This window comes from Pseudochelatococcus sp. B33 (assembly GCF_053570585.1).
This window is the reverse complement of record NZ_JBSEFH010000012.1, coordinates 154,206-166,528: the sequence shown is the minus strand read 5'-3', so window position 1 is coordinate 166,528 and position 12,323 is coordinate 154,206. Positions and strand designations below refer to the sequence as shown.

General features: G+C 66.2%; 12 protein-coding genes and 1 tRNA gene. 4 read left to right on the top strand and 9 right to left on the bottom strand.

Annotated elements, in window-relative coordinates:
* Positions 1 to 24: 24 nt before the first annotated feature.
* Both ubiB and ubiE read right to left on the bottom strand, forming a co-directional pair.
* Positions 25 to 1,581, bottom strand: a complete 1,557-nt coding sequence (gene ubiB / locus ACUSIJ_RS15130; RefSeq protein ID WP_449309232.1) for a 2-polyprenylphenol 6-hydroxylase — start codon at positions 1,579 to 1,581, stop codon at positions 25 to 27.
* Positions 1,582 to 1,588: 7 nt separating this feature from the next.
* Positions 1,589 to 2,341 carry a bifunctional demethylmenaquinone methyltransferase/2-methoxy-6-polyprenyl-1,4-benzoquinol methylase UbiE gene (gene ubiE / locus ACUSIJ_RS15125; protein ID WP_449309231.1) on the bottom strand — a complete coding sequence of 251 codons (753 nt, stop codon included), beginning with the start codon at positions 2,339 to 2,341 and terminating at the stop codon, positions 1,589 to 1,591.
* A 209-nt stretch (positions 2,342 to 2,550) separates the two neighbouring features.
* Here ubiE and mutM point away from each other — a divergent pair, with 209 nt between their 5' ends.
* Positions 2,551 to 3,435, top strand: a complete 885-nt coding sequence (mutM, locus tag ACUSIJ_RS15120; RefSeq protein WP_449309230.1) for a bifunctional DNA-formamidopyrimidine glycosylase/DNA-(apurinic or apyrimidinic site) lyase — start codon at positions 2,551 to 2,553, stop codon at positions 3,433 to 3,435.
* A 231-nt stretch (positions 3,436 to 3,666) separates the two neighbouring features.
* Complete coding sequence (locus tag ACUSIJ_RS15115) at positions 3,667 to 3,939, top strand: KGG domain-containing protein (RefSeq protein ID WP_449309269.1); 273 nt, start codon at positions 3,667 to 3,669, stop codon at positions 3,937 to 3,939.
* A 12-nt stretch (positions 3,940 to 3,951) separates the two neighbouring features.
* Here the strand turns inward: ACUSIJ_RS15115 and ACUSIJ_RS15110 are convergent, their stop codons facing one another.
* Both ACUSIJ_RS15110 and ACUSIJ_RS15105 read right to left on the bottom strand, forming a co-directional pair.
* The gene (locus tag ACUSIJ_RS15110; RefSeq protein WP_449309229.1) at positions 3,952 to 5,202 is read right to left on the bottom strand and encodes a sensor histidine kinase; all 1,251 of its coding nucleotides are present in this window, start codon (positions 5,200 to 5,202) and stop codon (positions 3,952 to 3,954) included.
* 80 nt (positions 5,203 to 5,282) lie between these two features.
* The gene (locus ACUSIJ_RS15105) at positions 5,283 to 6,722 is read right to left on the bottom strand and encodes a cation diffusion facilitator family transporter (protein WP_449309228.1); all 1,440 of its coding nucleotides are present in this window, start codon (positions 6,720 to 6,722) and stop codon (positions 5,283 to 5,285) included.
* A gap of 154 nt (positions 6,723 to 6,876) precedes the next feature.
* On the opposite strand from ACUSIJ_RS15105, the gene ACUSIJ_RS15100 reads away from it, so the two are divergent.
* Complete coding sequence (locus ACUSIJ_RS15100; protein WP_449309227.1) at positions 6,877 to 7,317, top strand: VOC family protein; 441 nt, start codon at positions 6,877 to 6,879, stop codon at positions 7,315 to 7,317.
* 146 nt (positions 7,318 to 7,463) lie between these two features.
* On the opposite strand, the gene ACUSIJ_RS15095 is transcribed toward ACUSIJ_RS15100, so the two are convergent.
* A complete protein-coding gene (locus ACUSIJ_RS15095) occupies positions 7,464 to 7,727 on the bottom strand; it encodes a hypothetical protein (protein ID WP_449309226.1) in 264 nt (87 codons plus the stop codon).
* Between the two features lie 433 nt (positions 7,728 to 8,160).
* Here ACUSIJ_RS15095 and ACUSIJ_RS15090 point away from each other — a divergent pair.
* Positions 8,161 to 8,234, top strand: a tRNA-Gln gene (locus ACUSIJ_RS15090).
* Here the strand turns inward: ACUSIJ_RS15090 and ACUSIJ_RS15085 are convergent.
* The 4 genes from ACUSIJ_RS15085 to ACUSIJ_RS15070 form a co-directional block, all read right to left on the bottom strand.
* Positions 8,202 to 8,912: a hypothetical protein gene (locus ACUSIJ_RS15085; RefSeq protein WP_449309225.1), complete on the bottom strand. Its 711-nt coding sequence runs from the start codon at positions 8,910 to 8,912 to the stop codon at positions 8,202 to 8,204. The genes ACUSIJ_RS15090 and ACUSIJ_RS15085 overlap by 33 nt on opposite strands.
* A gap of 251 nt (positions 8,913 to 9,163) precedes the next feature.
* Entirely contained in the window at positions 9,164 to 10,342 is a 1,179-nt protein-coding gene (locus tag ACUSIJ_RS15080) for a thiolase domain-containing protein (RefSeq protein ID WP_449309224.1), read from the bottom strand.
* Between the two features lie 20 nt (positions 10,343 to 10,362).
* Entirely contained in the window at positions 10,363 to 11,154 is a 792-nt protein-coding gene (locus tag ACUSIJ_RS15075; protein WP_449309223.1) for an enoyl-CoA hydratase-related protein, read from the bottom strand.
* Between the two features lie 162 nt (positions 11,155 to 11,316).
* Positions 11,317 to 12,300 carry a TRAP transporter substrate-binding protein gene (locus ACUSIJ_RS15070; protein WP_449309222.1) on the bottom strand — a complete coding sequence of 328 codons (984 nt, stop codon included), beginning with the start codon at positions 12,298 to 12,300 and terminating at the stop codon, positions 11,317 to 11,319.
* Positions 12,301 to 12,323 lie beyond the last annotated feature (23 nt).

Below are 12,323 nucleotides of genomic sequence, written 5' to 3'. Positions count from 1 at the left end.
CGGCCATGATTCATCACCGGAGCGTCAGAAGAGCGACACCAGCAGCAGCAGCGCAATCGCCCACAGCGCCACGGTCGCGCCGCGATTGCCCCGCGCCTCGGCCTCGCCGATCGCCTCCGTACTGTCCCGCGAAAGCGGGAACCCGTGATCGACCGCGTGCTCCAGTCGGGCGAACACCCGCTCGCCGCGCGACAGCAGGGCCGGCAGGCGCGCGAGCAGCCCGCCAACGTCCCGCGCCCCGCGTCCCGCCTCCGCGATGATCCCGACGGGTCCCAGATTGCGCTCGATCCACTCCCGCACCACCGGTTCGGCGGTGCCCCACATGTCGAGGTGGGGATCGAGCTTGCGCGCCACCCCCTCCACCACGACCATGGTCTTTTGCAGCATGACGAGCTCGGTGCGCGTCGACATGTCGAACAGCGCCGTCACCTCGAACAGCAGCGTCAGCAGCTTCGCCATCGAGATCTCGTCGGCGCGCCGGTTGTGGATCGGCTCGCCGATGGCGCGGATCGCCTGGGCGAAATCCTCCACCGAATGATGGGAGGGCACGTAGCCCGCGTCGAAATGCACCTGCGCCGTGCGCCGGTAGTCGCGGGTGATGAAGCCGAGCAGGATTTCCGCCAGGAACCGGCGCTCCGACCGCCCCAGCCGGCCCATGATGCCGCAGTCGACGGCGACGAGCCGGCCCTCGGGATCGACGAACAGGTTGCCGGGGTGCATGTCGGCGTGGAAGAAGCCGTCGCGCAGGGCGTGGCGGAGAAAGGACTGGATCACCACCCGCGCCAGCGCGACCCGGTCGTGCCCCGCCGCCTCGATGGCCGGGATATCGGAGAGCGGGATGCCCCGCACCCAGCCGCTGGTCAGCACGTCACGGCCCGTCGCGTCCCATTCCACGGCGGGCACGCGGAAATCCGGATCGTCGCGGGTGTTCTCGCCCATCTCGGACAGCGCCGCCGCCTCCAGCCGCAGATCCATCTCCATGGTCACCGAGCGGGCCAGCGTCTCCACCACCTCGACCGGGCGCAGGCGGCGCGCGTCGGGCTGCAGGCGCTGGATGACGCGGGCCGCGAAGCGCATCGACCCGAGATCGCGCGAGAAGCGGCCGCGCACGCCCGGCCGCAGCACCTTGACGGCCACCTCCTCGCCGCTCGACACCAGCCGCGCCCGGTGCACCTGCGCGATGGAGGCGGCGGCGATCGGCGGCCCGAAATCGGAGAAGACGGACGCGACCGGAAGCCCGAGCGCGTTCTCGACGATCTTCTCCGCCGCCTTCTCGCCGAAAGGCGGCATCCTGTCCTGCAGGGCTTCGAGATCGCGGGCGGTGCGCGCGCCCACCACGTCGGGGCGGGTGGCGAGAAACTGGCCGAACTTCACGTAGGAGGGGCCAAGGCGCGTCAGCGCCGCCGCCAGCCGTTCGGCCCCGCCCCCGGCGTCGCGCCGCTCGATGACGCGCGCCGCGCGGATGACGAGCCGCGCGGCTGGCGGCAGCGCATCCGTCTCGACGAGGCCCAGCGCCCCCTCCCGGGCAAGCACGAACCCCACCCGCGAGAGACGCGTCAGGTGAATGAGGGCGCTGATCATGCCGGGCTCACACCTTCCAGCCGGAATGGATGGCGACGATGCCGCCGCTCAGCGGGCGGAAGCTCGCGCGCGCGAATCCCGCCTGCGCGATCATGTCGGCGAAGACGTCGGGCACCGGGAACCGGCGGATCGATTCCACCAGATAGCGGTAGGGTTCGCCGTCACCGGTCACCAGCCGCCCGATCCCCGGAATGACGTTGAAGGAATAGGCGTCGTAGACGGTGTCGAGCAGCGGCACGTCGACGCGGCTGAATTCGAGGCACAGGAAGCGCCCGCCGCGCCGCAGCACCCTGTAGGCCTCCGCGAGCGCGGCCGGGATGTCCGGCACGTTGCGGATGCCGAAGGCGATCGTATAGGCGTCGAAGGCCGATGCCGGCAGCGGCAGCTTTTCCGCGTTGCCCTGCACGTAGCGGAGCCGGTCGCCATATTTTTCGCCGGCCCGCTCCCGGCCGACACGCAGCATGTCGCCGTTGATGTCGAGGATGGTGACGTCCGTCCGCGGCCCCCCGGCGTCGAGCACCCGGAAAGCGATGTCGCCGGTGCCGCCCGCGACGTCGAGGTGGTGGAAGGCGCGCTCGCGCGGCGGCCGCAGCATGGAGATGAGCGCGTCCTTCCACAGCCGGTGCATGCCCGCCGACATCAGGTCGTTCATCAGGTCGTAGCGGCCGGCGACCTTGTGGAAAACCTCATCGACGAGCCCCTGCTTGCGCGCCAGCGGCACGTCCTTGAAGCCGAAATGGGTCGTTCCCTCGCTCGTCATCGCATCCATCCTGCCAAATCACGCGCGCCAAGCCACCTGTCAAGCCACCTGTCAAGCCACGCCCGCCGCGTCGCGGGATATCGCGGCGGCGCACCGTCGCGGACCATAGCGAATGCGCCAAAGCTTCGCTATGGTCATGTCACTATCCGAGAACGCCGCCGGCGACAAATTCCGCCGGTGCCCCCATTTTTTGAAGAGTCCCCTCCCCCATGCCGGAATTGCCGGAAGTCGAAACCGTCCGACGCGGGCTCGAACCCGTAATGACCGGCGCCCGTTTCCTCGAGGTGGAACAGCGGCGCGCCGACCTGCGCTTTCCCTTCCCCGACCGCTTCACCGAACGCCTGCGCGGGCGCGCCGTCCACGCCCTGTCGCGGCGGGCGAAATACCTCGTCGCGGACATGGACGGCGACGATCTGCTCGTCATGCATCTGGGCATGAGCGGGCGCTTTCTGGTCGAGAGCGGCGCGGACGGCGCGCTGCGCCCCGGCAGCTTCCATGCCGCGACCGGCGGCAACGGCACGCACGACCACGTGGTGTTCCACCTCTCGAACGGCGCGCGCGTCACCTATAACGACACGCGCCGATTCGGCTTCATGCTGCTCGTCCCGGCAATCGAGCGCCTGACCCATCCCCTGTTCCGCCATGTCGGGATCGAGCCGCTCGGCAACGAGCTGAACGCGGAGGCGCTGGCGCGCCTGTTCAAGGGCAAGCGCGCGCCGCTGAAGGCAGCCCTCCTCGACCAACGGCTCATCGCCGGGCTCGGCAACATCTACGTCTGTGAGGCTCTGCACCGGGCAGGCCTGTCCCCGGAACGGGCAGCCGGCACCATCGTCGCGGCCTCGGGCCGGCCGACGGAGGCGGCGCGCCGCCTGGTGCGCGCCATCCGCGACGTGCTGACGGAGGCCATCGCCGCCGGCGGCTCGACCCTGCGCGACTACGCGCAGGCCGACGGCTCGCTGGGCTATTTCCAGCACACGTTCCGCGTCTACGATCGCGAGGGCGCGCCCTGCCCGACGCCGGGATGCGCCGGACATATCGACCGCGTCGTGCAGTCCGGCCGCTCGACATTCTTCTGCCGCATCTGCCAGCGCTGAAACGGGACCGTCCGTTCGATGGAACCCGCGCCCGTCGAGCGCGTTATCCGACGGGAGCACGGCGAACAGCCACACGAACCGATACGAACGGAACCGACGATGACAAGGGTTGAAGACAGTCCCAGATATGCACCGGCGCGCGTCGGCAAGGCGACGCCCGCGAAATCGAACGGCGCCAAGGCCGTTCCCCGGCAAACCGCGAAGAAAGCCGACAAGATGTCCGTTGCCAAGATGTCTGCAGCGAAGAGCCCGGCCAAGAAATCCACGTCCACGCGAGGCTTCGCTTCGATGGACCGCGACAAGCAGCGCGCCATCGCCTCCAAGGGCGGGCAGAGCGTGCCCGACGAGAAGCGCAGCTTTTCGCGCAACCGGCAGCTCGCCGCCGAAGCCGGCCGCAAGGGCGGCCGCAGCGTGCCGGATGAAAAGCGCAGCTTCTCGCGCGATCCGGCATTGGCGGCCGCAGCCGGCCGCAAGGGCGGCCAGACGCCTACCAGAGCGGAATGACTTGCGCAGGCCTCAGCGCGCCAGCGCGTGCGGGTCCATGCGTATTTCGACGTTCAGCCCGTCGGGCAGCCAGTTGAAATCGACGTCGCCGCCAAGCAGCCCCTTGATCGTGCGGTTGATCAGCGTCGAACCGAAGCCTACCGAGTCCGGCGGGGCGATTACCCGCGGGCCGTCGTGCTCCTTCCACACGAGGGTGCAGACGCCGCTCCCGATGTGCCAATCTATGGTGACGTGTCCCGCCGGCTCGGACAGCGCGCCGTACTTGACCGCATTGGTGGCAAGTTCGTGCAGCACGAGCCCCAGCGCCGTCAGGCCGCCCTGCCCCAGCGTCGGCGCGTCGGGCGGCAGGTGGAGCCCGGGCGCAAGCGCGATGCGCCGTCCGTCCTCGCTGTAGGGCTCCGCGAGCACGCCGACGAGCGCCCGAAGCTGATCGGCGAGGGAAACGGCCTCCCGGCCGATATGATGATCGGAGGCGGGCTGATGCACGATCGCCTGCGCCCTTCCCAGCGCCTCCAGGCGCCCGCGCACCTTGTCGGCCATTTCCTGCGGCGTCGCGGCGGTGCGCGCCGAGGCGCTGACGAGGCCGCTCGCGACGGTCAGCACGTTGCCGATGCGATGGCGCATCTCGCGGACCAGGATCTCCTGCGCCTCCAGCGCCTCCTTGAGCGCCCGCGCGTCGCGGATCATCTTGAGCGCGATGCCGGCGAAGGTCGCCAGTTCGCTGAGCACCCGCGCATCGACGCCATCGAAGCGCCGCTCCTCCTGGTGCGAGATCACCCACAGCGCGCCGAGAGGCCGGTCGCCGGCCAGGTAGATGGGCACCAGCAGCGCCTCATAGCTGACGAGGCCCGGCACGGCGTAGTCCGAGCAGAGCTCCTCGGGAAAGGCGATCAGCACCGGCCCGCCCTCGTCGAGACACAGGCCGCAGGGGCTGGAACGGCGGGGCGTCGTCCGCCCGATGAAGGGCGCGCACTCGCCGGTCAGGTAGTGCCAGCGGAAAACGTCGCCATCCTTCGAATCCGGCTCGTGCAGGCTGATTCCGGCGGAATGGGCGTCGGCGATGCGCAGGGCGGTCTGCACCAGATAGGGCAGAAACGAGTCCGGCCGCTCCAGCATCTGCCACGCCAGATCCTGCAGCGCGTCGATTTCCTCGCGCGGATCGAGCGTCCGCTGTGGGCGCACCGCCAGTTCGCGGGTGATCACTGCTCCCACCCGCTGCCGGGGAACCTCGGAGGGTAACGACGACGCACCATTTGTCGGCATGCGCTGCCCTCTTGCCGGAAGTCGATCTTATCGGACGAACCTTGTTCTTATCAGTATTCCATCCGTTCTCAGGTATGGTGTCAAGTGGTTCCCGTGGCCGCCCGATGCTCTACACCTGTCGTCGTTGGCTCCGCATGGCCGACGACACGGGCGATTTCCGGAAGATCCTGACGCACGAGACGTTCCACCGCGTCCACTTCGGCATGGACGCTGGCGATGTCGAGCGACGGCTCCGCGCGGCAATGGTAGTTGACGACAAGGCCGCAGGGAGTCTCGCGCACGCGCACCTGATGCACGTCGTGAATGAAGCGCGTGCCCGCCGCCCGCCGGCGCAGGCTTGCCGCGATCCTCGCCACCTCTTCCTCGGGCGCGTCCTGCCCTTCGAGCGGATCGATCTCCAGCGGCTCGATGTGCGTCTCGACTTCCGCGTCAGTGCCGAACTCGTCGCGCAGCGCGCTCTCGAATCGGGTGGCGGCGGCATGCGCGTCTCCCAGAGTCGCACGGCCGTCGATCTCCAGATCGACGCTGATCGACAGGCGGCCGTTGATGCTCTGCACCGTCACGTGATGCACCGGAATGTGCTGTTTGTGGGCGATGAGGCCGATGCGTTCCTGTACGGTTTCCGAATCGAGCTGCACCGGATGGGCAGTGACGGTGAACGCCGATCCGGGCAGTTCCTGCGCCAGCGCCTGCGCCACCTGCTCGCGGATGGCCCCCACCCGTTCGAGCGGCAGGGTGCGGGAAACGTCGATCGCCACCTCCCCCAGCAGGCCGGAGCCGGACGGGCGGACCTTCACGCCCGTCACCTCGACCACGCCCGGGACGTTGTCGGTGACGGCGCGCACGCGCTCGGCCATGCCCTTGGGCGCGGTGTCGAGCAGATTGGCAATGGTGCGGCGCGCGAGGCCGAAGCCGGCAAAGGCGATATAGACGGAAACGCCGATGGCGATCAGCGCGTCCGCCGCCTGATAGCCGATCGCCGCGAGCCCCAGCGCGATCAGCACGAAGACCGAATTCACGAGATCGGACGAGAAGTGCAGCGCATCGGCCTCCAGCGCCTCGCTGCCGGTCTCGCGCGCCACTTTCTTCAGCGTCCACCAGCGCCAGGCGTCGACCAGAATCGCACCGACGAGGATGCCCGCGGCCGTCCAGCTCGGCTCAACCACCTCGGCGCCGGTCGCGAGGCGCCGCAGGCCCTCGAAGGCGACGACGCCCGACAGCAGGAACAGGAACGCCGTCTCGGCCAGCGCCGACATGGATTCGAACTTGCCATGGCCGAAATGGTGCTGATCGTCGGCCGGTTTGTGCGCCTCGCGCACCGCAAGCCACGTGATCGTCGTCGCGCCCACGTCGAGCAGGCTGTTGGCGGCGTCGGAGAGCAGCGCCAGCGAGCCGGTCATGAAGCCGCCGATCGCCTTCGCGATCGTCAGCAGCGCACTAACGAAGATCGAGATGAGCGCGACCTTTTCCTTGCGCTTCTCGGTCCTGCGCCGTTCGATGAGATCGTCCCCGTTGTGCATTCTTCGGCTCCCGGGCATGAACATCCGATGTTGTCCGGCCGGCCCGACGGCCTTATCTATTCCGGCAGCGGCGCATCCATCGCCGGCGCGCAGAGGTCGCGTCATTATGGAGGAAATGTCAAGCCAACGGATGACACAACAGGAGCAAAGGCCGATGCGTTACGTTCACACCATGGTCCGGGTGCGGGATCTCGATGCGGCACTGGATTTCTACGTCGACAAGTTCGGCCTCGTCGAGGTGCGGCGCACCGAGAACGAGGCGGGCCGATATACGTTGGTTTTCCTCGCCGCTCCGGGCGATGTCGAGAGCGTGCGGGAGCGGCGCGCCCCCGAGCTCGAGCTGACATGGAACTGGGACGACGAGGAATACACGGGCGGGCGCAACTTCGGCCACCTCGCCTATCGCGTCGACGACATCTATGCCTTCTGCGACAAGCTGGCGAAGGCGGGCGTCACCATCAACCGCCCGCCGCGCGACGGGTACATGGCCTTCGTGCGCTCGCCCGACGGCATTTCCATCGAGATCCTGCAGGAAGGCGAGGCCCTGCCGCCGCAGGAACCGTGGAAGAGCCTGCCCAACATCGGCACCTGGTGACGGGCGCCGTCCGCGGATAGAGCGGTTCGCATCGGGATCGCATCAGCGTTTGTCCTGCGATGCCCGCCGCTCTCATTTCGGTCGTTTCCCCCAACTCGCGCTCGATGCGGTCGTCAGATTGAACGCAGACCGCCATGGATCGGGGTTCACCGGATCGCGAAAGGATCATTGTCGGGTGTGATCAGCGGTCCGGTCCTGTTCTGGTTGCTGTAGGCGACGGGCGCCTGCTCCGGCGGGGGCCTGCCGACGTTCCGGCTCGTGGTTCTTTTCTGCGACGCTGCGCATCCGGCGACGGCCGCCGCCATCAGCACGATGGCGAGGGCGGCGAGAATGCGCCTCCAGACCCGCCGGCCCGATAGTCCCGTGCGCCCAGAACTGCCGGCCTTGAGCGTGTTCAACCCGTATTTCATTCTGTTGTGACCTCCTTCATCGTCCGGCCTTTCACCCGGCAAGAGGATTTGTCCCTGGCCGCCGGAGACGATGCGGACCCCGAGCGGCGACAGTCCGAGCACTTTCATGGCACATGCGCCGGACGACCGGAAGCTTGAGAGGCAAGCAGGCGGCCGGCCGGCCCGATTGTCCACAGCGCCGGTTTCTATATCAGCATGTCGCGGGACGGAGAATCTCTCCGCGGCGATCAACCTGTCTTTGATGTGCGCCGGCAAACAGGGGAAACGGTTATGCACAGGAGCCGCCGGCCGGCCCTCCGCCCACGTAAATTTTTCACGCGGTGCTTGACGGATCACCGTGTCCCGTCTAATTAACGCACCAACAGGCGGCGCGACACCACCGCCCGCGGCATCGATATTCAAAGCCGTCAGGCCTTGTACCGATGCCCGTTGCTGGGGAATAGTTTAACGGTAGAACTGCGGACTCTGACTCCGTCAGTCCTGGTTCGAATCCAGGTTCCCCAGCCAGCCATTCTGCCGCCCGGACGATCGAAGCTTTGACCGAGTTCCTGAACCTTGCCATCGGGCAGGATGCGGGTGACGCGCCCGCCATACGGGGACGAAACGGATGCTTCCATCCGAGATTTCCACGACGCCTACAGGCAGCGACAGCCCGCGCGCGACCACGGTGCGACCGCCAGATTTCATGTCGAGAGCGACGGTCTCACCGGACGAACGGTTGGCGATCAGCAGCCGCCCATCGTGCGCGAATGCGATTCCGGTCGGCGTGGCAAGTCCATCCGCGATCGTCTCCCGGCTCCCGTCCGGCGCGACGCGAACAATGGTGTCGCCGGAATAGGATGAGACGAACACCGAGCCTGCCGCATCCACCGCGATACCCACAGGCGAAGAGATGTTGTCGAGGAAGACGTTGCGACTTCCATCGCCCTGCACGCGCTCGACCGTGCCGCCGCTCCAGTTCGAAGCGCCGGGCGTGTTCCTGATGTCCGCAACACCAACCGCAGCGTCGGGCTTCCAATGCTGGAGGACGGTGTGATCAAGCTGATCGCGGGGAACTTCCCGGAGCCCCCGACGCATATGCGGGAAGAGCTGCTCTATGAGGAAGACTTCATCTGCGCCGGCCATGGCGATCATTCCGGCCTCGACGGGACGATTGGTCTCGACCGCTATCTTTCGCTGCGGCACCTTCAGGTCTCGATGAAGGGCAATCCGAGAGGCTTCCGCTCAGACTCTTTCCGTCGCCGATCGACATTCCACCGTTCCGGGTGGTGCAAACCCTGGCACGCTCGGCATGATGCCGATCCGGGTCATCAATGGCTTCGGCACGTGCTTCGCGCTCAAAATCAATAAGTTAGAGCATGTCGTCGTTTCCATGAAAAAACGACCTGCTCTAAGCCCTACAGCAGGTTATTGTTTCCGTGAAATAATGACACATCCTAGCGTGCCGCGGCCAGAATTGACGCATAGTTGGCAACCGCCGCACCACCCATATTGAACACGAGACCAAGTTCCGCTCCTGTATGCTGCATCGCTCCCGCCTGCCCGGTCAGCTGACGGAACGCCAGCGCATGCATCGAGACACCGGTCGCGCCGACAGGGTGGCCCTTTGCCTTCAGGCCGCCGGACAAGTTGACGGGCGTCGCGCCGCCGGCCATCACGCGGCCGCTGTCGAGGGCCTCGCTTCCCCGGCCCTGTGCCGCCAGCCCCATGGCTTCATAGATGAGAAGCTCGGCAATCGTGAAACAATCGTGCACTTCCGCGAAGTCCAGATCCCCGACGCTGATACCGGCAATCTCATACGCTCGATGCATGGCGCACCGCGGTCCCTCGAAGGTGATGAAGTCGCGCGCGGACATCGGCAGGAAATCGCTGACATGGACGGCGGCGCGAAAATCGACGGCATGCGCGTGGTCCCGCGCGGCATCGCGCGTGGTCAGGATCACCGCGGCAGCCCCATCCGACACGAGTGAGCAGTCGGTCAGCCGCAGCGGCGGCGCGATCAGCGGATTCTTGTCGCTGACCGTGTTGCACTGTTCGAAAGACAGCGGGCGATGCATCTGGGCAAGGGGATTGTGCAGGGCGTTCGCGTGGTTCTTGGACGCGATGCGGGCCATCGCCTCCATCGGATCTCCGTACCGCTCGGTATAGTCGCGGGCGGCGATGCCGAAGACCGCCGGAAAGCTCAATGCGGCTTCTGCCGTATCGTTCTGATATCCGGCTCCGGCAAGCGCCGCCGTCACTTCCTCCGTGGTGCGGGAAGTCATTTTCTCCACCCCCACCACCAGAACGGTTCGGGCGCGCCCGGCCAGAATCGCGTTGATCCCGGCATGAATCGCCGCCGATCCGGATGCGCATGCGTTCTCCAGCCGCGTCGCCGGTTTGAATCGCAATGTGGGATCGGCCTGATGAACCAGCGACGCGATGAAGCCATCCGGGACCAGCCCCGAATTATAATGCCCGACGAAAACGGCATCGATCTCCGATGCCGGGAGCGCCGCCTCCGCCAGCGCCTCGCGCGCAGCCGCCACGATCAGTTCTTCGAGGTTCTGATCCAGTCGACCGAAGGGCGTATGTCCGGAGGCCACGATGGAAACGTTAAGCGTGTCGGATGTCATATCGGTCTCCCGTTCGAGGTTCAGCGATGGCGGAAGCGAGCGGCGCGCTTCTCGGTGAACGCAAGCATGCCTTCCCTTTGGTCCTCCGTGGCAAAGAGCGCCTGGAACAAGCGCCTCTCAAGGCGCAGGCCCTGGCCCAGACCATCGAATGCGGCTAGCACGGCCTCCTTGATAGAGAGAGCCGCAGGCAGCGATGCAGCTGCAATGGTCGTGGCCACCGCCATAGCCTCGGCTTCAAGGTCGGCATCCGGCACGACACGCGAGACGAGGCCCGATCGCTCCGCCTCTTCTGCCAGCATCGGACGTCCCGTCAGGCACAGGTCGAGCGCCTTTGCCTTGCCGAGCGCAAGCGCCAGGCGTTGCGTTCCGCCCGCGCCGGGCATCGTCCCGAGGCGGATCTCGGGCAGACTGAATCGGGCCGACTCGGCAGCAACAATCACGTCGCACATCATCGTGATCTCGCAACCGCCGCCAAACGCGGGCCCGGCGACCGCCGCCACTAATGGCTTGCGCACGCGGGCGATCCTGTCCCATCCGGCGAGGAAATCGTCGATGAGCGTGTCCGGGTAGGAAGCATCCGTCGCCTCCTTGATATCGGCGCCAGCGCAGAAGAAAGCGTCCTGCCCTTTCAGAAGGATGCAGCCGATGTCGGGGTTCCTCTCCAGTGCCTCCAGCACCTCGGAGAGTTCCGCAACCATGCGACCGTTGAGCGCGTTCAAAGCCCGCGGACGCTGCAACGTGATCGTGCCGACACGGCCGGAAACAGCGCTTTTGATGAATTCGTGAAGCGTTTCTGTCATGGTCTGCCTCATGCGTTCTGCAAGGATGTCGCCCGGCCGGCCCGAGTGGAAGATCTGTCGTGTTCGCACAGGACACGCCCGGTCGTCCAAATACGTGGCTGTCAGTATCTCAACGGCCGGAGGCACGCGTCGTCGCTGACACGCAACACCGGACGGGCAAGGCCACAGGGCCACCTAGCGCGTCCGACCACTCGAAAGCAGGCGGCCGAACTCCTGCCAGACCTCGGTGTAGCGTTCTGCATAATCGGCCGAGACAGACTGAAGCGGTGCTCTCCAGCTGTCGTCAGCCTCTGCGCGGACGAGATGGGCGCCACCCTGCTCCATCTGGGCAAGTATGGCGTCGTCATCAGCAAGCATGTTGGACCATTTGCCCGTCACCTCGACGGAAACTGCATCGGCAAGGGCGCTCCTGTCTTCTTCAGCCAATGCATCGAGCACCTCGGCGCGCATGATAACTGCATAAGTGATCATCATCAGACCGGGCACATGCAGCGCATTGGGCGCCTCCATGCCGAATTGCGAAATCCATCCACCGGGTGACGTGAACACACCATCGACGCGCTTCTGCTCGAAAGCTTTCCGAAGCTCGGGAAACGGCATGACAACCGGCTCGACAGCAAGATTCCGCATGATCGTCTCGTATATTCCCGAACCCGCAACGCGGATCGTCAATCCCCTTAGATCAGAAACAGTTGTGGGCTTGCTCGATCTGAACACGAACAGCTGGTCTGCGCCACGCATCAGCCCCAGCACACGCCAGCCACTCTGCCGTGCGACGTCGTCCAGCATCGTGACGACACCGTCGCGGGTCGCCGTCTCAGTCATCAGCGCATCGCTCAGCGTGAAAGGCAGGTTGACGAAGCCCAACCTTGGGTCAATGCGTTCAAGGTTCGAGGCGTTCACCAGCGCAACCTCTGCCTTCGCGTTTTGCAGCGCCTCCACCGATGCGAAGCCCGGATAGACCACGTCATCGGGATTGATGATGACGGCCGAGGCGCCAGCGTGTTGTGCGACGGATGTCGCGACAGCGTCGATATAGGGGATGCGGGGATGGTTTGATGTGATGTCATGGACCAGCCGTATATCCCGGGCCGCTGCGGGCAGCATTTGAACGGCCAGCAATACGGCGCCCAATGCGATCTTGCTAAGAAATAACATCGTTGTCCTCCCTTATGTGCATG